The organism is Pseudomonas sp. 1928-m (genome assembly GCF_029269135.1).
GTDB lineage: Bacteria > Pseudomonadota > Gammaproteobacteria > Pseudomonadales > Pseudomonadaceae > Aquipseudomonas.
Map to the genome: position 1 here is coordinate 273,124 of NZ_JARIXO010000002.1, position 22,954 is coordinate 296,077.

The 22,954-nt window shown below is 60.8% G+C and carries 26 protein-coding genes; 13 read left to right on the forward strand and 13 right to left on the reverse strand.

The features are described from left to right. The first annotated feature begins 41 nt into the window (after positions 1-41). Positions 42-2,096, forward strand: coding sequence for a TonB-dependent siderophore receptor (locus P3C18_RS10770; protein ID WP_275962047.1), 2,055 nt, complete (start codon positions 42-44; stop codon positions 2,094-2,096). A 17-nt stretch (positions 2,097-2,113) separates the two neighbouring features. Beyond that, a complete protein-coding gene (locus P3C18_RS10775) occupies positions 2,114-2,842 on the forward strand; it encodes a DUF4198 domain-containing protein (protein WP_275961865.1) in 729 nt (242 codons plus the stop codon). Between the two features lie 109 nt (positions 2,843-2,951). Here the strand turns inward: P3C18_RS10775 and hisC are convergent, their stop codons facing one another. From hisC to P3C18_RS10825, 10 genes are all read right to left on the reverse strand, one after another. Beyond that, on the reverse strand, positions 2,952-4,004 hold the full coding sequence (hisC, locus tag P3C18_RS10780; RefSeq protein ID WP_275961866.1) for a histidinol-phosphate transaminase: 1,053 nt from the start codon (positions 4,002-4,004) through the stop codon (positions 2,952-2,954). A 121-nt stretch (positions 4,005-4,125) separates the two neighbouring features. Then, positions 4,126-5,436 (reverse strand): histidinol dehydrogenase, encoded by a 1,311-nt coding sequence (gene hisD, locus P3C18_RS10785; protein WP_275961867.1) that lies wholly within the window; start codon positions 5,434-5,436, stop codon positions 4,126-4,128. A 122-nt stretch (positions 5,437-5,558) separates the two neighbouring features. After that, on the reverse strand, positions 5,559-6,194 hold the full coding sequence (gene hisG / locus P3C18_RS10790; RefSeq protein WP_090255484.1) for an ATP phosphoribosyltransferase: 636 nt from the start codon (positions 6,192-6,194) through the stop codon (positions 5,559-5,561). 157 nt (positions 6,195-6,351) lie between these two features. Next, entirely contained in the window at positions 6,352-7,617 is a 1,266-nt protein-coding gene (gene murA / locus P3C18_RS10795; RefSeq protein WP_275961868.1) for a UDP-N-acetylglucosamine 1-carboxyvinyltransferase, read from the reverse strand. A 12-nt stretch (positions 7,618-7,629) separates the two neighbouring features. Next, positions 7,630-7,869 (reverse strand): BolA family protein, encoded by a 240-nt coding sequence (locus P3C18_RS10800; RefSeq protein ID WP_090255487.1) that lies wholly within the window; start codon positions 7,867-7,869, stop codon positions 7,630-7,632. A 121-nt stretch (positions 7,870-7,990) separates the two neighbouring features. Further along, positions 7,991-8,299 (reverse strand): STAS domain-containing protein, encoded by a 309-nt coding sequence (locus tag P3C18_RS10805; protein ID WP_275961869.1) that lies wholly within the window; start codon positions 8,297-8,299, stop codon positions 7,991-7,993. Further along, positions 8,296-8,928, reverse strand: coding sequence for an ABC transporter substrate-binding protein (locus tag P3C18_RS10810; protein ID WP_275961870.1), 633 nt, complete (start codon positions 8,926-8,928; stop codon positions 8,296-8,298). Before P3C18_RS10810 ends, P3C18_RS10805 begins: the two co-directional genes overlap by 4 nt. Positions 8,929-8,942: 14 nt before the next feature. After that, positions 8,943-9,413 (reverse strand): outer membrane lipid asymmetry maintenance protein MlaD, encoded by a 471-nt coding sequence (mlaD, locus tag P3C18_RS10815; RefSeq protein WP_160016086.1) that lies wholly within the window; start codon positions 9,411-9,413, stop codon positions 8,943-8,945. Further along, positions 9,413-10,210: a lipid asymmetry maintenance ABC transporter permease subunit MlaE gene (gene mlaE, locus P3C18_RS10820; RefSeq protein WP_275961871.1), complete on the reverse strand. Its 798-nt coding sequence runs from the start codon at positions 10,208-10,210 to the stop codon at positions 9,413-9,415. Before mlaE ends, mlaD begins: the two co-directional genes overlap by 1 nt. Beyond that, a complete protein-coding gene (locus P3C18_RS10825) occupies positions 10,210-11,019 on the reverse strand; it encodes an ATP-binding cassette domain-containing protein (RefSeq protein WP_275961872.1) in 810 nt (269 codons plus the stop codon). Before P3C18_RS10825 ends, mlaE begins: the two co-directional genes overlap by 1 nt. A 246-nt stretch (positions 11,020-11,265) precedes the next feature. Between P3C18_RS10825 and P3C18_RS10830 the strand changes: the two genes are divergently transcribed. From P3C18_RS10830 to P3C18_RS10875, 10 genes are all read left to right on the forward strand, one after another. Next, the gene (locus P3C18_RS10830) at positions 11,266-12,240 is read left to right on the forward strand and encodes a KpsF/GutQ family sugar-phosphate isomerase (protein WP_275961873.1); all 975 of its coding nucleotides are present in this window, start codon (positions 11,266-11,268) and stop codon (positions 12,238-12,240) included. Further along, entirely contained in the window at positions 12,240-12,779 is a 540-nt protein-coding gene (locus tag P3C18_RS10835; RefSeq protein ID WP_275961874.1) for an HAD family hydrolase, read from the forward strand. The genes P3C18_RS10830 and P3C18_RS10835 overlap by 1 nt, the downstream gene beginning before the upstream one ends. A 7-nt stretch (positions 12,780-12,786) precedes the next feature. After that, entirely contained in the window at positions 12,787-13,356 is a 570-nt protein-coding gene (gene lptC, locus P3C18_RS10840; RefSeq protein WP_275961875.1) for an LPS export ABC transporter periplasmic protein LptC, read from the forward strand. Next, positions 13,343-13,885 carry a lipopolysaccharide transport periplasmic protein LptA gene (lptA, locus tag P3C18_RS10845; RefSeq protein ID WP_275961876.1) on the forward strand — a complete coding sequence of 181 codons (543 nt, stop codon included), beginning with the start codon at positions 13,343-13,345 and terminating at the stop codon, positions 13,883-13,885. The genes lptC and lptA overlap by 14 nt, the downstream gene beginning before the upstream one ends. Before the next feature lie 2 nt (positions 13,886-13,887). Further along, positions 13,888-14,613: an LPS export ABC transporter ATP-binding protein gene (lptB, locus tag P3C18_RS10850; RefSeq protein ID WP_090255506.1), complete on the forward strand. Its 726-nt coding sequence runs from the start codon at positions 13,888-13,890 to the stop codon at positions 14,611-14,613. A gap of 138 nt (positions 14,614-14,751) precedes the next feature. Further along, complete coding sequence (locus tag P3C18_RS10855; protein ID WP_275961877.1) at positions 14,752-16,266, forward strand: RNA polymerase factor sigma-54; 1,515 nt, start codon at positions 14,752-14,754, stop codon at positions 16,264-16,266. 192 nt (positions 16,267-16,458) lie between these two features. Continuing rightward, positions 16,459-16,767 (forward strand): ribosome-associated translation inhibitor RaiA, encoded by a 309-nt coding sequence (raiA, locus tag P3C18_RS10860; protein WP_090255510.1) that lies wholly within the window; start codon positions 16,459-16,461, stop codon positions 16,765-16,767. Positions 16,768-16,782: 15 nt separating this feature from the next. Continuing rightward, positions 16,783-17,256 (forward strand): PTS IIA-like nitrogen regulatory protein PtsN, encoded by a 474-nt coding sequence (gene ptsN / locus P3C18_RS10865; RefSeq protein WP_275961878.1) that lies wholly within the window; start codon positions 16,783-16,785, stop codon positions 17,254-17,256. A 2-nt stretch (positions 17,257-17,258) separates the two neighbouring features. Then, complete coding sequence (rapZ, locus tag P3C18_RS10870) at positions 17,259-18,116, forward strand: RNase adapter RapZ (protein WP_275961879.1); 858 nt, start codon at positions 17,259-17,261, stop codon at positions 18,114-18,116. A 12-nt stretch (positions 18,117-18,128) separates the two neighbouring features. After that, positions 18,129-18,401: an HPr family phosphocarrier protein gene (locus P3C18_RS10875; protein ID WP_275961880.1), complete on the forward strand. Its 273-nt coding sequence runs from the start codon at positions 18,129-18,131 to the stop codon at positions 18,399-18,401. A 137-nt stretch (positions 18,402-18,538) separates the two neighbouring features. On the opposite strand, the gene pmbA is transcribed toward P3C18_RS10875, so the two are convergent. Then, on the reverse strand, positions 18,539-19,885 hold the full coding sequence (gene pmbA, locus P3C18_RS10880) for a metalloprotease PmbA (RefSeq protein WP_275961881.1): 1,347 nt from the start codon (positions 19,883-19,885) through the stop codon (positions 18,539-18,541). Between the two features lie 103 nt (positions 19,886-19,988). Between pmbA and yjgA the strand changes: the two genes are divergently transcribed. Then, positions 19,989-20,507, forward strand: coding sequence for a ribosome biogenesis factor YjgA (yjgA, locus tag P3C18_RS10885; RefSeq protein WP_275961882.1), 519 nt, complete (start codon positions 19,989-19,991; stop codon positions 20,505-20,507). Positions 20,508-20,555: 48 nt separating this feature from the next. Here yjgA and tldD read toward each other — a convergent pair whose 3' ends face one another. Together tldD and P3C18_RS10895 are read right to left on the reverse strand one after the other, a co-directional pair. Next, a complete protein-coding gene (gene tldD / locus P3C18_RS10890) occupies positions 20,556-22,013 on the reverse strand; it encodes a metalloprotease TldD (RefSeq protein ID WP_275961883.1) in 1,458 nt (485 codons plus the stop codon). After that, positions 22,010-22,879: a carbon-nitrogen hydrolase family protein gene (locus P3C18_RS10895; RefSeq protein WP_275961884.1), complete on the reverse strand. Its 870-nt coding sequence runs from the start codon at positions 22,877-22,879 to the stop codon at positions 22,010-22,012. The genes tldD and P3C18_RS10895 overlap by 4 nt, the downstream gene beginning before the upstream one ends. Positions 22,880-22,954: the final 75 nt, after the last annotated feature.

Consider the following 22,954-nt stretch of genomic DNA (forward strand, 5'->3'; position numbering starts at 1 on the left):
GATGCTCTCCCTTGCGCGCCGCCCACGCCTTACTCGCCAGCCTGCTGGTTCCCAGCGCCTTTGCCGCTGCAGCAGAAAACCCCGTTGAGCTCTCTGCCACCACTGTAACCGCGCGCCAGGAACAGGCGGACGGTCCCGTGAAAGGCTACCGCGCCACCCGCTCGGCCAGCGCCACCCGCACCGATACGCCGATTGAGAAGATCGCCCAGAGCATCAACGTGGTGCCCGCGCAGGTGCTCGATGACCTGGGCACCACGCGCATCGACCGCGCCCTGGACTTTGCCGGCGGCGTGTCCAGGCAGAACAACTTCGGCGGCCTGACCTTCCTCAATTACAGCGTGCGCGGCTTCACCACCGGCGAGCTGTATAAGAACGGCTTCGCCATCAACCGTGGCAGCTACAGCTCGCCAGACGCTTCCGGCATCGAACGCATCGAGGTGCTCAAAGGCCCGGCTGCCAGCCTGTATGGCCGGGGCGACCCAGGCGGCATGATCAATATCGTCAGCAAGAAACCCCAGGCCGAGGCCTTCAGCCAGCTCAAGGCCAGCGCCGGCAGCTGGGATCGCTACCGCAGCAGCCTGGACGTCAACACCCCGCTGAATGACGACGCCACCCTGCTGTCACGAATCAACCTGGCGGTCGAGGACAACCAGAGCTTTCGCGACCATGTCGGCAGCGAGCGGCAGATCGTCAGCCCTTCACTGAGTTGGCAGCTGAACCCCGACACCCTGCTGCTGATCGAGAGCGAATTCAGCCGCACCGAGTCTGTATTCGACCGTGGTATTCCGGCGGTGAACAACCGCATGGGCGCGGTGAAAGACTCCAGCTTTATGGGCGAGCCGAACGACGGCAGCATCCGCAACGACAACCAGATGCTGCAGGTCAGCCTTGAGCATTACCTCAATGACAGCTGGAAGCTGCGCCTGGCCAACCACTACGCCCAGGGCCGCCTGCAAGGCAACAGTTCCGAGCCGTCGCGCCTGGTCGGCGACACCCTGACGCGCTTCTATCGCCAGCGCAGCTTCGAATGGAACGACAGCATTACCCAGGCCGAGCTGCACGGCAGCTTCAACCTCGGCAGCTGGCAGCACCAGACCCTCGCTGGCCTGGAGTACGAGAACTACCGCAACAGCCAGAAGTACCCACAAAGCGCGACCACCCTGGGCTACGGCCAGAACATCTACCAACCGCATTACGGCCAGGCCAAGCCGGCCATCGTCAACCCCAACGATTTCTTTGAGCACACCGAGAGCTATGCCCTCAACCTGCAGGACCAGATCAGCTTCAGCGAGCGCCTGAGTGGCTTGATCGGCGCGCGCTTCGAGCGCTTCGAACAAACCGCACTGAACCGCAGCACGCGCGTCAGCAACGAGCAGAACAAGGATGTCGCCACCGCCCGCACGGGTCTGCTCTACCAGCTGACGCCGCAGGTCGGGGTTTTCGCCAACGCGTCCACCTCGTTCAAGCCCAACAGCATCAGCAGCCAGGGCACGGTGTTCAAACCGGAGAAGGGCCTGGGCTATGAGACCGGGCTCAAGCTCGACCTGCTCGACAGCCGCCTGGGCGCAACCATCGCGCTGTTTCATATCGACAAGGAAAACGTGCTGACCGCTGACCCGGCCAACCCCGGCGACAGCATCGCCGCTGGCAAGGCGCGCAGTCAGGGCCTGGATATGCAGTTCAGCGGCCAGCTCAGTGATGCCGTGCGCATCATCGGCGCCTACGCCTATATCGATGCCGAAGTCACCGAAGACAACAGCCTGCCGGTGGGCAGCAAGCTGCTCGGCGTCGCCCGCCACAGCGGTAGCCTGCTGACGGTCTATCAGTTTCAGGATGGTGGCCTGCGCGGCTCGGATATCGGCGCGGCATTCAACTATGTGGGGGATCGCTCGGGGCAAGCCGGCAGCAACTTCGAATTGCCGGCCTACAGCACCGTCGACCTGCTGGCCCGCTACCAGGCCAGCGAGGACCTGAGCATCGGCCTGAACCTCAACAACCTGTTCGACCGCGAGTACTACGAGCGCGCCTTCAACAGCGTCTGGGTAATGCCCGGCGAGCCGCGCAACCTCAGCCTCAGCCTGACCCTCAATCTCTAACCCACAAGGAACCCACCATGCACATAGCCAAACCCGCCCTACTCACTGCATTGTTCGCCGCCCTGCTCGCCGGGCACGTCCAGGCCCACGGCCTGTGGACCGAACAGCGCCGCGGCCATATCGAAACCATCTACGGTCACGGTGCGGAAGACAACGCCTTTAAGGCCGAGAAAATCAGCGGCGCCTGGGCCTATGACAGCGCCGGTAAGATGATCCCGGTCACCGTCCAGCGTCTGGATGACCACGCCCGCCTGCAACCACTAAAAACCCCGGCCGCACTCGGTGTAGCACTGGACAACGGCGCCTGGTCGAAGACCCCGGACGGCCAATGGATCAACCAGGGCCGCAGTAAAGTGCCAAACTCGACCGAATCGCTGCATACCTACAAGTACAGCCTGGCGATTTACCAGGAAGGCGCCAAGCTGCCGAAGCTGGATCAGCTGAAGATGGTCATCCTGCCCGAAGTCGACCCGCTCAAGGTCGGCCCCGGCAAGCCGCTGGCGGTGCGTGTACTGGTGGATGGCAAGCCGGCTGCCGGGGTCGAGCTGGTCGGTGACTACCGTGGTGCGCCACACCAGGTCAGCGCCACCACCGATGCCGACGGCCGCGCCCAGGTGCTGGTGCGCAACGAAGGGCTGAATATCATCAGCGCGTCCATCAGCCTGCCGGTTAAAGGCGACAAGGATATCGAAACGCGCGGTCTATTCACCTCGCTGACCTTCCTCGGCGAAGCGCACCACGAGTAACACGCAAGCAATAAAAAGCCAGCGCGGCTTACGCGGCGCTGGCTTTTGCGTAGCCCGGATGCAATCCGGGGCAGGTAGTGGCGCTCCCGGATTGCATCCGGGCTACAAGCTACAAGTCTTGCAGCGCATCCAGCAGCGCCTGGTTCTGCTCCGGCGTGCCGATGGTGATACGCAGGAACTGGGCAATGCGCTGTTGCTTGAAGTGACGCACGATCACCCCCTGCTCACGCAGGCCGGCTGCCAGGGTCGCGGCATCCTTGCCGGGATGACGGGCAAACACAAAGTTCGCTGCCGATGGCAGCACCTCAAAGCCCAGCTGCTGCAGCCCGGCCACCACCGCTTCACGGCTGTCGATCACGCGCTGGCAGGTCTGCTCGAAGTAGGCTTGGTCCTCGAACGCCGCCGCCGCGCCAGCAATTGCCATACGGTCCAGCGGGTAGGAGTTGAAGCTGTTCTTGATCCGCTCCAGGGCTTCGATCAGATCAGGATGGCCGACCGCGATACCGACCCGTAGCCCCGCCAGGGAGCGTGACTTGGACAAGGTCTGGCTGACCAGCAGGTTGGGGTATTTATCCACCAGACTGATCGCCGTCTCGCCGCCAAAATCGATATAGGCCTCATCCACCAGCACCACAGTATCCGGGTTGGCCTGGAGCAGGCGCTCGATGGCCTCCAGCGCCAGAGGGCAGCCGGTCGGAGCATTGGGGTTGGGGAAGATGATGCCGCCGTTGGGCCGCGCGTAATCGTCCACGCGAATCTGGAACTGTTCATCCAGCGGCACCTGCACGGAGTCGATGCCATACAGGCCGCAGTACACCGGATAGAAGCTGTAGCTGATATCCGGAAACAGCAGCGGCTGGCCGTGCTGGAACAGGCCGTGGAAGGCATGCGCCAGCACCTCGTCGGAGCCATTACCGACAAATACCTGGGCAGTCTGCACGCCGTAATAATCAGCCACAGCCTGCTTCAAGCGATCGCTGTTGGGGTCCGGGTACAGGCGTAGGTTGTCATTGACCTCGGCCTGCATGGCCGCGATGGCCTTGGGCGACGGGCCGTAGGGGTTTTCATTGGTGTTGAGCTTGACCAGCTTGGCCAGTTTCGGCTGCTCACCCGGCACGTAAGGCACCAGGTCTTTAACGAAGGGGCTCCAGAATTTGCTCATCTGCCCTTCTCTCCTCGAATTCTTCGGTTTGCGCAGGGTGGAAAACCGCGAAGCGTTTTCCACCGGACAAGACGGTGGACAAGCAAAGCGTTGTCCACCCTACAAAACTACAAAACAACCATCAGTTCTTGATGCGGTACTCGGCGCTGCGGGCGTGGGCGGTCAGCGACTCGCCACGGGCCAGCACGCTGGCAACCTTGCCCAGCTCCGACGCACCCTCGGCCGAACAATGGATGATCGACGAGCGCTTCTGGAAGTCGTACACACCCAGCGGCGAGGAATAGCGCGCGGTACCGGAGGTCGGCAGCACGTGGTTGGGCCCGGCGCAGTAATCACCCAGAGCCTCAGCGGTGTAGCGGCCCATAAAGATCGCGCCAGCGTGACGGATCAGCGGCAGATACTCTTCCGGGTTTTCCACCGACAGTTCCAGGTGCTCCGGGGCAATGCGGTTGGCCACTTCAATGGCCTGGGCCATATCGGCCACCAGAATCAACGCACCACGACCTTCCAGCGAAGTGCGGGCAATCGTCTCGCGCTCCAGGGTCGGCAGCAGCTTGGCAATGCTCTCGGCGACGCGGTCGAGGAAGGCGGCATCCGGGCTAACTAGAATCGACTGAGCGTCTTCGTCGTGCTCGGCCTGGGAGAACAGATCCATGGCGATCCAGTCCGGGTCGGTCTGGCCGTCACACACCACGAGAATCTCCGAAGGACCGGCGATCATGTCGATGCCGACCTTGCCGAATACATGACGCTTGGCAGTGGCGACATAGATATTGCCGGGGCCGACGATCTTGTCCACCGGCGGCACGCTCTCAGTGCCATAGGCCAGGGCGGCCACAGCCTGTGCGCCACCGATGGTGAACACCCGATCAACGCCGGCGATGCAGGCGGCAGCCAGGACGATCTCGTTGATTTCGCCGCGCGGGGTTGGCACCACCATCACCACTTCTGGCACGCCGGCGACCTTGGCCGGGATGGCGTTCATCAGCACCGAAGACGGATAGGACGCCTTGCCACCCGGCACATACAGGCCGGCACGATCCAGTGGGGTGACCTTCTGTCCCAACACCGTGCCGTCGGCTTCGGTGTAGGTCCAGGAATCCTGCTTCTGCCGCTCGTGGTAGCTGCGCACGCGCTCGGCGGCTTTCTCCAGGGCGCTGCGTTGCTGCGGGGTGATGCGGGTCAGGGCCAGCTCGAGGCGCTCACGCGGCAGAATCAGATCAGCCATGCAGGCGACATCCAGGCCATCGAACTGCTTGGTGAACTCGACCAGGGCAGCATCACCGCGCTCACGCACGGCCTTGATGATGTCCAGCACGCGCTGGTTGACCGCATCATCCGAAACACTTTCCCAACTCAGCAGATGATCCAGATGCTGGGCAAAGTCCTGGTCAGCGGCATTGAGTCGGCGGATAGCGATAGGAGCGGTCATAGCGGGCCTCTTAAATTGGCAAATGCTCAAGCGCCCGTAGAGTAACAACCACTCCGCGCGGGCACCTGAGAATTTTGGCTATAACGCGGATAGGCTAGGCCGCACTGGGGCGGCCATCAGACTCAGCGGGGGTGTCGCGCTTCAACCGCATCGCGCAGGGTGTCGATCAACGCCTGGATGCGTGCGTGCTGCATCTTCATCGACGCTTTATTAACGATCAGCCGCGAGCTGATCATCGCGATCAGCTCCTGAGCTTCCAGACCGTTTGCGCGCAGGGTGTTGCCGGTGTCGACCACGTCGATAATCTTGTCGGCCAGCCCCACCAGCGGCGCCAGCTCCATCGAGCCATACAGCTTGATGATATCGACCTGACGGCCCTGCTCGGCGTAATAACGCTTGGCCACGTTGACGAACTTGGTGGCAACTCGCAGCCGACCTTTCGGCTCGGGCGCGCCGACGGCACCGGCAGTCATCAGCTTGCACTGGGCAATCCGCAGATCCAGCGGCTCATACAAACCCTGGCCGCCGTATTCCATCAGCACGTCTTTACCGGCCACGCCGAGATCGGCGGCGCCGTGTTCGACATAGGTCGGCACGTCGGTGGCACGCACGATCAGCAGACGTACGTCATCCAGGGTGGTGGGGATGATCAGCTTGCGGCTTTTATCCGGATTCTCGGTCGGCTCGATACCCGCCGCGGCCAGCAGCGGCAGGGTGTCATCGAGAATCCGGCCTTTGGAAAGGGCAATGGTCAGCATTACAAAACCTAATTTCTAGAAGCGGTTTAAAAACGTCACGAGCGTAGGTCAGGCAAGGCAAAAACAGGCGAGGAAGCGGAGTTTACTGGTGTAAATGAGCATTCCGAGCCTGTTTTTAACGCAGCATCACCGAGCGCAGTAGTTTTGAAACTGCTTTCTAGCCCGGCACGCGGCGAATCTTCGCCCCCAGCAACTGCAGCTTCTCTTCGATGCACTCGTAACCACGGTCGATGTGGTAGATGCGGTCGATCAGGGTGTCGCCCTCGGCAACCAGCGCCGAAATCACCAGGCTGGCCGACGCACGCAGGTCGGTGGCCATCACTGGCGCGCCCTTGAGGGTTTCGACGCCAGTGACGATGGCGGTGTTGCCTTCGACCTGGATCTGCGCGCCCATACGAATCATTTCATGCACGTGCATAAAGCGGTTTTCGAACACGGTTTCGATCACCGTGCCGGTGCCCTCGGCAATTGCATTGAGGGCAATAAACTGCGCCTGCATATCGGTGGGGAACGCCGGGTAAGGAGCGGTGCGCAGGTTCACGGCTTTCGGCCGCTTGCCGTGCATGTTCAACTCGATCCAGTCGTTGCCGCAGGTGATTTCTGCACCGGCTTCCTGCAACTTGGACAGCACGGCTTCCAGGGTGGTCGGATCGGTGTCCTTGACCTTGACCCGGCCACCGGTAACAGCCGCAGCCACCAGGTAGGTGCCGGTTTCGATACGGTCAGGCATCACGCTGAAACGCGCGCCGTGCAGACGCTCAACGCCATCAATGGTAATGGTGTCGGTGCCGGCACCGCTGATTTTCGCGCCCATGGCGATCAGGCAGTTGGCCAGGTCGACCACTTCCGGCTCGCGCGCGGCGTTTTCCAGCACGCTGCGGCCTTTGGCCAGGGTGGCGGCCATCATGATGTTTTCAGTACCGGTCACGCTGACGGTATCAAAGAAGAAGTGCGCGCCACGCAGGCCGCCTTCCGGCGCCTTGGCCTTGATGTAACCGGCTTCGACATCAATGATCGCGCCCATGGCTTCCAGGCCACGAATGTGCAGGTCAACCGGACGCGAACCGATGGCGCAACCACCTGGCAGGGCCACTTCGGCATAACCGAAGCGCGCAACCATCGGGCCGAGCACCAGGATCGAGGCGCGCATGGTTTTCACCAGCTCATAGGGCGCAACCAGGGTCTTGATCGCCCGCGCGTCGACTTCGACGCTGAGCTTTTCATCAATGATTGGTTCAATACCCATGCGACCGAACAGCTCGATCATGGTGGTGATGTCGTGCAGGTGCGGCAGGTTGCAGATGGTGACGGGCGCGTCACCGAGCAGGGTGGCAGCGAGAATCGGCAGGGCAGAGTTCTTCGCCCCGGAAATGCGGATTTCGCCATCGAGGCGCACACCGCCGGTAATAATCAGTTTGTCCATGATTCTCTCGGTTTAGGAGCGCGCGGCCCAATCGGCACGGCTGAAGAATTTCATACTCACGGCGTGGATGCTGCCATCGGCGATCCAGGCATTGAGGTGAGCGTAGATCTGTTGCTGGCGCTTGACCGGGCTAAGGGCGGCCAATTCGTCACTGATCAGGTTCAGCTGAAAGTTGCAGCCTTCGCCTTCAACTTCCACCTGGGTATCTGGCAATTTAGCCTCAAGGAGACTCTTTACTTCTAAGGCCTGCATGCTCAACCTCGATCACTGCATGAATTAACGACTGCCGAGCAGACGCTCGCGGGCCGAGCATCATACAAAAAAGCCCCCCGCCTGCGAACCCCGCATTATTCCTAGCCGACCGAAGCCCTGCTCAGGCCTGCAGCGGAATAATTTCAAGCAAACCGCAAACCCCAGCGATCTCGCGCATGTCCTTAGGCAGATTGCTCACGCTCAGGGTCTTGCCGGCCGCACTGGCGTCACGCATAAACGCCAGCAACAGCGCCAGCCCGACGCTGCTGGATTTCTCTACGCCGCCGCAATCGAGCACGCAAGTAGCGGCCGGGCTGACCTTGAGCAGGCGCGCGCCTTGCTCACGCAGCGCCGGGGCGCTCAGGTAATCGAGCACGCCGGTCAGGTTAAAAACCCCAGGCGACGCCTCACTGATGCTGGCCTTGCTCACGATGCATTTGTCCCTTGGCGGGCTTTGGCGACGGTCTCGGTCCAGTTGTCGATGACCTTGTCCAGGTCATTGCGATTGTCCTGCATGGCCTGAGCGAACTGGTCACGGAACAGCTTGCCGACGTTGATACCGTTGATCACCACGTTGCGCATCTTCCAGGTGCCGTCCTGATTAACCATGGTGTAGGACAGCGGATAGACCACACCCTTACCGTCCTTGATTTCCATATTCACCGAGGTGCGCTCAGGGTCCTGCTGGCCGCTGACCGGCAACACGCGGATATCCTGGTTGTTGTATTCGAGCAGGGCATTGCCATAGAACTGCATCAGGCTGCGCTTGAAGTTTTCCTGAAAGCGCTGCATCTGCTCCGGCGAGGCCTGACGCGAGTAACGCACGGTCATCACACCACGGGAAATGCCGTCAACATCCACCACCGGGCCGAGAATGCTGTTCAGGGCGTTGTAGAACGCACCTGGGTCGGTGCGGTACTGCTCCTTGTTGGCCTTGAGGTCGGCCAGCAGCGTGGTGGTGGTCTGCTGCACCACTTCATGGGCCGCCGGAGCCGCCAGCAACGGCAAGGACATGGCGGCCAGACAGATAAACAGGCCGTTACGCAGTGCTTTGAACATAGTCAGTACCTCTATTAATTAGCCTGGTCTTTGTTGACCGAATTGAGCAGGAACTTGCCAATCAGGTCTTCCAGAACCAATGACGACTGCGTGTCGTGAATGGTGCCACCATCGCGCAGTACCTCTTCTTCGCCGCCCACGCTAATCCCAATGTATTTCTCGCCCAGCAGGCCCGCGGTCAGAATCGAGGCGGTGGAGTCTGCCGGCAGGTTATCCACGGCATCATCCAGCACCATGGTGACGCGCCCCATATAGCTGTTGCGATCCAGATCAATCGCGGTGACCTTGCCGATGGTCACACCGGCCATGGTCACTTTCGATCTGACCGTCAAACCGGCGATATTCTCAAAGTGCGCATACACCTTGTAGGTATTGTCGCTGCTGCCAACAGTCAGGCCGCTGACGCGCAAGGCCAGCAGCAACAAGGCCAACAACCCGGCCAACAGGAACAAGCCGACACCAATTTCCAGCGTGCGGTTCTGCATCAGAAATCTCCAAACATCAAAGCGGTCAGAATAAAGTCCAGCCCCAATACGGCGAGCGAGGCGTACACCACGGTTTTCGTGGTGGCACGACTAATCCCTTCCGAAGTCGGCTCACAGTCATAGCCCTGGAACACGGCGATCCAGGTCACGACAAACGCAAAGACCACGCTCTTGATCACGCCATTGAGCACATCTTCGCGAAACGAAACACTGCTTTGCATATTGGCCCAGAACGAGCCTTCATAAACCCCCAGCCAGTCGACGGCGACCATCGCACCGCCCCAGATACCGACCACACTGAAGATCATTGCCAGCAGCGGCATCGAGATAAAACCGGCCCACAAGCGCGGCGCGACAATGTATTTGAGCGGATCAACGCCAATCATCGCCAGGCTCGACAACTGCTCGGTGGACTTCATATTGCCGATTTCCGCGGTCAGCGCCGAGCCGGCGCGCCCGGCAAACAGCAAGGCGGTGACCACCGGCCCCAACTCGCGCAATAGAGTCAGGGCAACCATCTGCCCGACCGCCTGTTCGGAGCCGTATTTGGCCAGAATGCTGAAGCCCTGCAGCGACAGCACCATGCCGATAAAGATGCCGGACACGACGATAATGGCCAGGGACATCACCCCAACCGAATACAGCTGCTTGACCAACAGCTGAAAACTGTTGCCGGTCGAACCCCGGCCAAACAGCGCGCGCAGCAGAAACAGCCCCGAGCGCCCAAGCGTAGCCACCACATCAATACCGGCGCGACCGAACAGGCGCACCCGCTCGAGCACAGATGTCTTGCGCATCAGCGCTCCCCCAGAAGATCGTCGCGGTAATTGGCCGCAGGAAAGTGAAACGGCACCGGGCCATCGGGAATGCCCTGCATAAACTGACGCACGCGTGGGTTGTCCGAGGCCATCAACTCGGCCGGCGTACCCTGCCCCAGCACCTGGGTGTCGCCGACGATATAGATGTAGTCAGCAATGCTCGCGGTTTCCGCCAGGTCATGGGACACCACAATACTGGTGATCGCTAACGCATCGCTGAGCAGACGAATCAAACGCACCAGAACGCCCATGGCAATCGGGTCCTGGCCGACGAAAGGTTCGTCATACATCAGTATCTGCGGGTCCAGAGCTATCGCCCGAGCCAACGCCACGCGACGCTTCATGCCGCCCGACAATTCATCCGGCATCAAATCCAGAGCGCCGCGCAGGCCCACTGCCTGCAACTTCATCAGCACGATGTCGCGAATCATCTCTTCCGGCAGCTGGGTATGCACCCGCAGCGGAAAGGCGACGTTCTCGAACACATCCAGATCGGTAAACAACGCACCACTCTGGAACAGTACGCCCATCTGCTTGCGCATCTCGAACAGCTCGCTACGCGACAGCGTCGGCAAATTCAGGCCATTGACCCAGACTTCGCCCTGGCTCGGCTTGAGCTCGGCCGCGATCAGACGCAGCAGCGTGGTTTTGCCACAGCCAGACGGACCCATGATCCCGGTGACCTTGCCACGGGGAATCTGGATATCGATGTTTTTGAAAATATCCCGCTCGCCGCGTTTAAAACTGACGTTCTTCAGCTCAACTGCATACGGGTTCCCGGCGCTCATCTGGACTCCTTGCTCAACGCTTGCCTGACTGACGCACTGCCCCGAACAAAGGGCACTATAGGTCGTCGAACGTACCGAAAATGGCCGCAAACTATACCATCGCGGCATTCCTCGCCCAAGATTGAACTTGTTGCCAGAGATAAGCGCCGCACAGTTTCTGTAACCGACTCGCCACTGGAAACACTGGGCAGGCGCACCTTTACCGTTATAATCGGCAGCCTTTAACCCGCACGCCGCAGAGAAGCCATGAGCCAGTCCACCGACCTGATCCAGTCAGCGCAGCGCACCATCCGCCTGGAACTCGAAGCCATCCAGGATCTGCTGGCGCGCATCAACGGTGATTTCGTGCGTGCCTGCGAGCTGATTCTCGCCAGTAAAGGCCGCGTCGTGGTGGTCGGCATGGGCAAATCCGGCCACGTCGGCAACAAGATTGCCGCGACTCTGGCCAGCACCGGCACCACCGCGTTCTTTGTGCATCCTGCCGAAGCGAGCCATGGCGACATGGGCATGATCACCCGTGACGACGTGGTGCTGGCCCTGTCCAACTCCGGTTCTACTGCAGAAATCGTCACCCTGCTGCCGCTGATCAAACGCCTCGGCATCCGCTTGATCAGCATGACCGGCAACCCGGAATCCCCGCTGGCCAAGGCCGCCGAAGTCAACCTGGACGCCCGCGTGTCACAGGAAGCCTGCCCGCTGAACCTAGCCCCAACCTCTTCCACCACGGTATCGCTGGTCCTGGGCGACGCCCTGGCCATTGCCCTGCTGGAAGCCCGCGGCTTTACCGCTGAAGATTTCGCCTTCTCCCACCCGGGCGGTGCATTGGGCCGACGCCTGCTACTCAAGGTGGAAAACGTCATGCACGCCGGCGACAGCCTGCCACGCGTCAAACGCGGCACCTCGCTACGCGACGCGCTGCTGGAAATGACCCAGAAAGGCCTGGGCATGACCGTGGTGACCGAGGACGATGGCCGCCTGGCCGGGATCTTCACCGACGGCGATTTGCGCCGCACCCTGGACCGCAACATCGACGTACGCCAGACCATTATCGATGACGTAATGACCGCCCACGGCAAGACCGCCCGCGCGGAAATGCTCGCGGCAGAGGCTTTGAAAATCATGGAAGACCACAAGATCAGCTCGCTGGTGGTGATCGACGACAACGACCTGCCAATTGGCGCGCTAAACATGCACGACCTGCTCCGCGCCGGGGTCATGTGATGAGCACTGACCTGACCAACCCCGACCTACTGCAACGCGCCAAGGCCGTCAAACTGGCGATTTTCGACGTCGACGGTGTGCTCACCGACGGCAAGCTGTACTTCCTCGTCGACGGTAGCGAGTTCAAGACCTTCAACACCCTCGACGGCCACGGCATCAAGATGCTGATCAACTCTGGCGTGCGCACCGCGATTATCAGCGGCCGCAAAACCCCCGTGGTTGAGCGCCGTGCGCAGAACCTGGGGATTCAGCACCTGTACCAGGGCCGCGAAGACAAGCTGGTGGTACTCGATGAACTGCTCGGCGAACTGGGCCTAGACTATGCACAGGTCGCTTACCTGGGTGACGACCTGCCTGATCTGCCGGTGATCCGCCGTGTCGGCCTGGGCATGGCAGTTGCCAGCGCCGACGGCTTTGTCCGCCAGCACGCCCACGGCGTGACCCGCGCTCGCGGTGGCGAAGGCGCCGCCCGTGAGTTCTGCGAATTGATCATGCACGCCCAAGGCACCCTTGAAGCCGCTCAAGCCGCTTACCTATAGGCCAACCATGCCCCGCAAGTTATTCAATATCGCCCTGTTCGCCTTTGTCGCCCTGCTGGTGGCGGCGCTTGGCTACTGGAACCTCAGCCCGGAAAGCTTTAACCAGCAAGCGCGCAGCGCTGGAACAGATAACGCCATCGATTTTTACGCCACCAATACCTATACCGTGCAATACCAGGCCGATGGCAAGCTGCATTATGAGCTGCAGGCCGACAAGGTCGAACATATCAAGGCTAGCGACATCACCCTGATGACCAGTCCGAACATGAATCTGTTCCGCGGCACCGAGCTGCCCTGGAAAATCCGCAGCGAGCGCGGTGAAGTATCGCCGGGCGGCGCTGAGGTCGAGCTGATCGACAAGGTGCGCGTCGAGCGCACTGACGCCAAAGGCCGCCCGACCATCCTCACCACCAGCCGCCTGACCGTATTCCCCGAGAAGGAATATGCGCAGACCCAGCAAGCCGTTAGAATCGACGCGGCCAATGGGGTGACCACGGCAAAAGGAATGAAAGCGTACATGAATGACGGCAGGATGCTCCTGCTGTCCAACGTAAGAGGTCAGCATGAGGCTCGTTAACACCCTCCCCCTACTACTCAGCCTCAGCGCCGCACTCGGAAGTGTCAGCGCCTGGGCATTGCCGTCCGACCGCGAACAGCCGATCCGCATCCAGGCCGACAGCGCAGAACTGGACGACAAACAAGGCGTGGCGGTTTATCGCGGTGACGTCGTCATCACCCAGGGCACCATGAAGGTCACCGGTGACACCGTGACCATCACTCAGAATGCTCAGGGCGATGTCGAGGTATTTACCTCGGTTGGCAAGCCGGCCTACTACGAGCAAAAGCCGTCAGCCGACAAGCAGATCGTCAAGGCCTACGGTCTGACCATCCAGTACTTTATGGCCAACGAGCGCGTGGTATTGATCGATCAGGCCAAGGTGATTCAGGAAGGCAACACCTTCGAAGGCGAGAAAATCGTCTATGACACCCAGCGCCAGATCGTCAACGCCGGCCGCGCCACAGGCACCAATGTCACTGCGCCACGTCCGCGCATCGACATGGTGATCCAGCCGAAGAACAAACCAGCCGACCAGCAGGCGCAGTAATAATGGCCACATTGAAAGCCCAACACCTGGCCAAAAGCTACAAAGGCCGCCAGGTCGTGCGTGACGTCAGCCTAAGCATCGACAGCGGGCAGATCGTCGGTTTGCTCGGCCCCAACGGTGCCGGCAAGACCACCTGCTTCTATATGATTGTTGGCCTGGTACAGGCCGATCAGGGCCGCGTGATGATCGATGATCTCGACGTCAGCCATCAGCCCATGCATGGCCGTGCCCGCGCCGGCATCGGCTACCTGCCACAGGAAGCCTCGATCTTCCGCAAGCTCAGCGTGGCCGACAACATCATGGCCATCCTGGAAACCCGCAAAGACCTCGACGGCGCTGCACGCCGCAAAGAGCTTGAGGGCTTGTTGCAGGAGTTCCATATCAGCCATATCCGCGACAACCTCGGCATGAGCCTGTCCGGTGGTGAGCGCCGCCGCGTGGAAATTGCCCGCGCCCTGGCGACCAACCCCAAGTTCATCCTGCTCGACGAACCCTTTGCCGGTGTCGACCCGATCTCCGTGGGCGACATCAAGCAGATCATCCACCACCTCAAAGCCAAGGGCATTGGTGTATTAATCACCGACCACAACGTGCGCGAGACCCTGGATATCTGCGAAACCGCCTATATCGTCAGCGATGGTCAACTGATCGCCGAAGGTGACGCCGAGGCTATTCTGGCCAACCAGACAGTCAAAGAAGTTTACCTGGGGCATGAGTTCCGGCTGTAACCACAGCTTTTCTCAAGCTGACTGCAGCCAAGGCTAGGCAAAACCCTTAAAGTCAGGCATATAATTTGCTTCCTAGTGGCGCTTTTTAAAAACGCCCTGTAGTGGATTGCGCACAGACGCCGGTAAATAAGGTCTGCAATGAAACCATCGCTAGTCCTGAGAATGGGCCAGCAGCTGACGATGACACCGCAGCTGCAACAGGCCATCCGCCTGCTCCAACTGTCGACCCTGGATCTGCAACAAGAGATCCAGGAGGCCTTGGAGTCCAACCCGATGCTCGAACGCCAGGAAGATGGCGATGATTTCGACAATTCGGACCCTATGGCCGATGGCGCAGAAAGCGCCAGCCCCAGCGAACAGCCCGAAGCGCCCTATCAGGAAACCAACTACCAGGAAGCCACGCAGACCGTGGACAACCTGGAAGAAGGCGATTGGGGCGAGCGCATTCCCAACGAGCTGCCAGTCGATACCGCTTGGGAAGACATCTACCAGACCAGCGCCAGCAGCCTGCCCAGCAGCAGCAACGATGACGACGAGTGGGATTTCACCACCCGCACCTCCAGCGGCGAGAGCCTGCAAAGCCACCTACTGTGGCAACTCAACCTGGCCCCGATGTCGGACAAGGACCGCCTGATTGCGGTCACCCTGATCGACTGCATCAATCAGCAGGGCTATCTGGAAGAGACCCTGGAAGAGGTGGTCGAAGCCTTCGACCCGGAACTGGACATCGAGCTCGACGAAGTCGAAGCCGTGTTGCACCGCATCCAGCAGTTCGAGCCTACCGGTATCGCCGCGCGCAACCTGGGCGAGTGTCTGCTCCTGCAACTGCGTCAGCTGCCGGCGAAAACCCCGTGGCTGAGCGAGGCCCAGCGCCTGGCCAGCGACTACCTGGATCTGCTTGGTAGCCGCGACTATAGCCAGCTGATGCGCCGCATGAAGCTCAAGGAAGACGAGCTGCGCCAGGTTATCGACCTGATCCAGAGCCTCAACCCGCGCCCCGGCTCGCAGATTGAATCCAGCGAGCCGGAATACGTGGTGCCCGACGTGATCGTGCGCAAACACAACGAGCGCTGGCTGGTAGAGCTGAACCAGGAAGCCATGCCGCGCCTGCGGGTCAACGCGCAATACGCCGGTTTTGTGAAGCGCGCCGACTCCAGCGCCGACAACACCTTTATGCGCAACCAGCTGCAGGAAGCGCGCTGGTTTATCAAAAGCCTGCAAAGCCGCAACGAGACCCTGATGAAGGTCGCCACACAGATCGTCGAGCATCAACGCGGCTTCCTCGATTACGGCGACGAGGCGATGAAGCCGCTGGTACTGCACGACATTGCCGAAGCTGTAGGCATGCACGAGTCGACCATCTCGCGTGTGACCACGCAGAAATTCATGCATACGCCGCGCGGCATTTACGAGCTGAAATACTTCTTCTCCAGCCACGTCAGCACCTCCGAGGGCGGCGAATGCTCGTCCACCGCGATCCGCGCCATCATCAAAAAACTGGTCGCAGCGGAAAATGCGAAAAAGCCGTTGAGTGACAGCAAGATCGCTGGTTTACTGGAAGCACAGGGCATTCAAGTCGCTCGCCGCACGGTCGCCAAGTACCGTGAATCCCTCGGAATAGCGCCTTCCAGTGAGCGCAAACGATTGATCTAAGGCGGCACAAAGAAGGAAGACGACCACTCGATACCGAACACCCCCGGCCTCGCCTTTTCGCAAAAGCAGCCATACTGCCAACAAGCAATCAGCGACCGTGCCAGGCTCGTTCCGTAGAGTCTTCCACGCCACAGTGTTCCGGCGGCAGGCCTCTCGCCTGCCTCTTACACACGGCAACAAGGAGAAAGCGGTATGCAAGTCAACATCAGTGGACACCAGCTGGATGTGACCGACGCCCTACGCGACTACATCGCCGAAAAACTCGGCCGATTGGAGCGCCACTTCGACAAGATTACCAACGTGCAAGTCACCATGGAGGTCGAGAAGCTCAAACAGAAAATCGAAGCGACCCTGCACATTGCCGGCGGCGAAGTCGTCGCCAATGCCGAACATGAAGACATGTATGCAGCCATCGATTTACTGACTGATAAACTCGACCGACAACTCATCAAACACAAGGAAAAACAGCTCGAACGTCAACAGGGCGCTATGGCCCGCTGACATCGTCTATCTCCTATGATCCGACTTGAAACTATCCTGACCCCCGGCCGTTCTTTAGTGAACGTGCCGGGCGGCAGCAAAAAACGTGTCCTCGAACAGATTGCCAACCTGGTGGCGCGCGAGCTGCCTGACCTGGATGGCCAAGACATCTTCGAAAGCCTGATTGCCCGGGAAAAACTCGGCTCGACCGGTTTCGGTAATGGTATTGCCATTCCGCACTGTCGCCTGCCCGGTTGTACCGCGCCGATCAGCGCCTTGCTGCGCCTGAACTCTGCCGTAGACTTCGACGCCATCGACGGCGCGCCAGTGGACCTGTTGTTTGTCCTGCTGGTGCCCGAAGCTGCCACCGACGCTCACTTGGAACTGCTCCGGCAGATCGCCAGCATGCTCGACCGCAGCGACGTACGCGCCAGCCTGCGCCAGGCCGAGAGCAGCGAAGCCCTGTATCAGGTGGTCGTGGACGTACAAAGCCAACTCAACCGAGCCTGAGCATGCGCCTGATCATCGTTAGCGGTCGCTCCGGCTCCGGGAAGAGCACCGCCCTCGATGTACTTGAGGACAATGGCTTCTACTGCATCGACAACCTGCCTGCCGGCCTGCTACCTGAACTGGCCGAGCGCGCTCTGCTGCACACCGAACTGCTGCATCCTCAGGTCGCAGTGTCGATTGATGCGCGCAACCTGCCGAGCCATCTCAAGCGCTTCCCTGAGCTGCTTGAAGAAGTTCGCGCGCGGCATATCAAGTGCGATGTGATCTACCTGGATGCCGACGAAGAAACCCTGCTCAAGCGCTTCTCGGAAACCCGCCGACGCCATCCGCTGACCAACGAGAGCCGTTCGCTGGCCGAAGCCATTGCCGATGAAAGCCTGCTACTCGGGCCAATCATCGACCTCGCCGACCTGAAAATCGACACCACCCACCTCAATCTGTATCAGCTGCGCGACAGCCTCAAGCTGCGCCTGCTCAATCAGCCCGAGCCTGGCACTGCGTTTCTGCTGGAGTCCTTTGGCTTCAAGCGCGGCATGCCAGTAGATGCCGACCTGGTATTCGATGTTCGCTGCCTGCCCAACCCGTACTGGAAGCCGGACTTGCGCGACTTCTCCGGGCTCGACCAGCCGGTAGTCGACTACCTCTCGGCCCAGGCCGATGTTGAAGACATGTACCAGGACATCCTCGCCTACCTGACCAAATGGCTGCCGCGCTTTGCCGCCAGCAACCGCGCCTACGTCACGGTGGCGATTGGCTGTACCGGCGGCCACCACCGTTCGGTGTACCTGGCCAACCGCCTGGGTGAAACCCTCAAGCCCATCCTGAAAAACGTTCAGATTCGCCACCGCGACCTCAGTTAAGGAATTGCCGCGATGCCCGCCAGCGAAATCACCATTATCAACAAGCTTGGCCTGCACGCCCGCGCGGCGGCCAAGTTTGTCGGCGTCGCCGGGCGTTTTCCTTGCCAGGTCAAGGTCGGCCGCACACCGGAAAGCCTGGTCGATGGCAAAAGCATTATGGCGGTGATGATGCTCGCCGCCGGCAAAGGCACGCCAGTGCATCTGTACACCGAAGGCGAGCAGGACGCCGAAGCGCTGCAGGCCCTAAGCGAGCTGATCAACAACTACTTCGATGAAGGTGAGTAAAACCGCAGGCAATAAAAAATGTCCGGGAGACATTTTTAACGTCGCGTAGCGACGGCCCGTAGGGTTGCCGCCATGGATGGCAGGCAATAAAAAGGGGCTGAACGCTTACGCGACAGCCCTTTTTCATACAAGCGGAATCAGCTACCGGCCACCGTCATACGCTCGATCAGCACCGAACCGGTGCGGATATTGCTACGCAGCTCCAGATCATTACCCACCGCAACAATTTGCTTGAACATGTCGCGCATATTGCCGGCGATGGTCACTTCCTGCACCGGGAACTGGATTTCGCCATTCTCCACCCAGTAACCACCGGCGCCCCGTGAATAGTCGCCGGTGACCATATTCAGCCCTTGCCCCATCAGCTCGGTCACCAACAGGCCGCGGCCCATACGCTTGAGCAGCGCCTTCTGGTCTTCATCGCCATGGCTGACAAACAGGTTATGCACGCCGCCGGAGTTGGCGGTGCTGGGCATGCCCAGCTTGCGTCCGGAGTAGGTGCCAAGCACATAGGACAGCAACTCGCCGCGCTCGACGAAGGACTTGGCATAGGTCGCCAGACCGTCACCATCGAAAGCCGCACTGCCCAGCGCACGGGGAATATGCGGACGCTCATCGATTTTCAGCCACTCGGGGAACAGCTGTTGGCCCAAAGAACCTTCGAGAAAGGATGACTTGCGGTACAGGTTGCCGCCGGAGATCGCGGCCAGAAAGCTGCCAAACAAACCAGTGGCCAACTCGGCAGCAAACAGCACCGGCACTTCGCAGGTCGGCACCGGGCGCGCACCCAAACGGCTTACCGCACGCTCGGCAGCGCGGCGGCCAATGCCGCCAGCCTCAGCCAACAACTCGCCCTGGCGATTAACGTCGTACCAGTAGTCGCGCTGCATCTGCCCGCCGTCTTCGGCGATCATCACGCAACTCAGGCTGTGCCGCGTGCTGGCATAGCCGCTGACAAAGCCATGGCTGTTGCCATAAACCCGGCAGCCCTGGTGGGTATTCAGCGTCGTGCCGTCGGCGTTCTTGATCCGCTGGTCTGCGGCAAAGGCCGCGGCCTCGCAGCTCAAGGCCTGCTCGATGGCCTGCTCCGGAGTAATCGACCAGGCGTGGTAGAGATCCAGCTGCGGCAGCTCGCGGGCCATCAGCGCGGCATCGGCCAAGCCAGCGCATTCGTCTTCAGAGGCATGCTTAGCAATCGCCAGGGCCGCCGCGACGGTTTCGCGAATCGCCGCTTCGCCGCTGGCCGAGGTGCTGGCCGAGCCTTTGCGCTGACCGACATACAGGGTGATACCGAAACCCTGGTCGCGATTAAATTCGACCGTTTCCACTTCACCTTGTCGCACTGTGGTGGACAAGCCCTGCTCCACCGATACGGCCACCTCGCAGGCACTCGCACCCTGTTTTCTGGCCTCGGCAATAATCTGCTCCACCTGCGCCTGCAAATGCGGCACAGCCTGGGGGCCGACGATGTCTACTGCACTCATAAGAACTCCTGAACGATAAGCGGCAAACGCGGCCACACAGGCCAGACGCTTACAGCTGGAAACTTGCTGCTATCATGTCGGCGTTTTCCACTGGACCGCCACCATGTCTGAATACCTTGACGACTTCTCCGGCGAGAAGAGCAAAACCCAGGTCAAGCGCGAGTTTCATGCGCTACAAGATCTGGGGCAACGCCTGACTACCCTGAAACTCGATCTGCTGAACAAGCTGCCGCTGACCGACGAGCTGCGCCGCGCGCTGGCCGAAGCGCCCAAGCACACTGCCAATGCCGCGAAGAAGCGCCATGTGCAGTTTATCGGCCGCTTGATGCGCGATCAGGACATCCCCGCCATCCTGACCCTGCTCGACCAGCTGGATGCCTCCACCCGCCAGTACAACGAACGCTTTCATAATCTGGAGCGCTGGCGTGACCGTTTGCTCAACGGCGACGACGACACCCTGGAAAAATTTGTCGGCGAATACCCCGACGCCGACCGCCAGCACCTGCGTCAGCTGATCCGTCAGGGCCAGCACGAACTGGCGCAGAACAAAGCGCCTGCCGCGTCACGCAAAATCTTCAAATACATCCGCGAACTGGACGAAAGCCAGCGCGGCTTGCGCTAGACCAGCACATCGATTGGGCTGCGCAATGCTCAACCCAATCGACGCTTTTTAGCTACCCGTACCGCCCACCGTAATCGCATCGATCTTCAGCGTCGGCTGGCCCACGCCAACCGGCACCGACTGACCGTCCTTGCCGCAGGTACCGACGCCGCTGTCCAACGCCAGGTCGTTACCGACCATCGAAACCTTGCTCATGGCTTCCGGGCCATTGCCGATCAGAGTCGCGCCTTTGACCGGGGCGGTGATCTTGCCGTCCTCGATCAGGTAAGCCTCGCTGGTGGAAAACACGAACTTGCCGCTGGTGATATCCACCTGACCGCCGCCGAGGTTGGCGCAGTAGATGCCCTTCTTCACCGAACGGATGATTTCTTCCGGATCGCTCTCGCCGGCCAGCATGTAGGTGTTGGTCATGCGCGGCATCGGCAGGTGCGCGTAGGACTCACGGCGACCATTGCCGGTGCAGGCCACGCCCATCAGGCGAGCGTTGAGCTTGTCCTGCATATAACCCTTGAGCACACCGTTCTCGATCAGCGTGGTGCACTGGGTCTGCGTGCCTTCATCGTCCATGCTCAGGGAGCCGCGGCGCTCGGCCAGGGTGCCGTCATCGACGATGGTGCACAGGCTGGAGGCCACCTGCTCGCCCATACGGCCGCTGTAGGCCGAACTGCCCTTGCGATTGAAGTCGCCTTCCAGGCCATGGCCGACTGCTTCATGCAGCAGCACGCCCGACCAGCCTGCGCCCATCACCACGGCCATAGTGCCTGCCGGTGCCGGAATCGCCTCGAGGTTGACCAGGGCCTGGCGCAGGGCCTCACGGGCATAGCCCATGGCGCGTTCTTCGTTATTGCTGGTCTGCTCAAGGAAGTAGCGGTAATCGGTACGTCCGCCGCCGCCATGGCTGCCGCGTTCGCGGCGACCGTTCTGCTCGACGATCACGCTGACATTGAAGCGCACCAGCGGGCGAATATCCGCGCCCAGGCTGCCGTCGTTAGCGGCTACCAGAATGCGATCCCACACCCCGGCCAGGCTGACCGAAACCTGCTTGATGCGCGGATCAAGGGCGCGGGTGGCGACATCGATGCGCTTGAGCAGCTCGACCTTTTCCGCCCGGCCCAGCACATCCAGCGGGTTGTCCTGGGCATACAGCGGCTTGACCAGCGGGCTGCTGAACGCTTGCACGCGGCCGTTCTGCCCGGCGCGGGCAATCGAGCGGGCCGCGCGTGCCGCTTGGCTCAAGGCGTCAGCGGTAATCGCATTGCTGTAGGCAAAACCGGTTTTCTCGCCGGACTGGGCGCGCACGCCGACGCCCTGATCGAGATTGAAACTGCCTTCCTTGACGATGCCATCCTCCAGCGCCCAGGTTTCCGAAACCTGGCTCTGGAAGTACAGATCGGCCGCATCGATTCCCGGCCCGGCCAGGTCGGCCAAAACTCCAGGCAGATGCTCAATGGTCAAACCGCCCGGCCCCAGCAGATGTTCACTGACGGACACCAACATATTGTTCATTGCTCAATCTCGTTTATGACTGTTGCACCTGGCAGCCGTGGTTCGGCTGCCGCAAAAAATCGTTTATGCCGCGCCACCGGCATGCGCTGACGGATCGCCGCCTGCTCAGCCGCATCACGCTCGGCCAGCAGTACGCCCGGCCCCTGCGGCAGTTCGGCGAGCACGCGACCCCAAGGGTCGACCAGCGCCGAATGGCCAAAGGTCTCGCGCCCGCCTGGATGGCTGCCGCCCTGACCGGCCGCCAGTACATAGCACTGGGTCTCGATGGCCCGCGCACGGGTGAGTATTTGCCAATGCGCCGCGCCGGTAACCGCAGTAAAGGCCGCCGGCACACTGATCAACTCGGCGCCCGTCGCACGTAACGCGCTATACAGTTCGGGGAAGCGCAGGTCATAACACACCGTCAGGCCCAGACGCCCAACCGGAGTATCGGCCACCACCACCTGGCTGCCGAAGGCGTAATCGTCAGACTCGCGGTAACGGCCGTGGCTGTCACTGACATCCACATCGAACAGGTGCAGCTTGTCATAACGCGCCACCCGCTGGCCTTGATTATCGATCAGCAGAGAGCAGGCATGAGCCTTGGCTTCGGGCTGGCCATCCGGCGGCAAGGGCAACGTGCCGGCGACGATCCACAGGCCCAGGTCGCGGGCAGTCTGTTGTAACCAGGGCAGAATCGGCCCCTCGCCCAACGCTTCGGCACGCCCCAGTGCGGCCTGGTCACGCCGGCCCATGGCCGCGAAGTTTTCCGGCAGCACCGCCAGCCGCGCACCTTGCGCAGCAGCCTGTTCGAGCAACTGCCGAGCCTGCGCCAGATTGGCCAGGACATCAGCCTGGCTGACCATTTGAATGACTGCGAAAGTCATGACTGCCTTATCTCACTATCGGTATCAGGCTTCAGCTTACAAGCCATACCGGCAGACTGCACGGCTGCATATCCA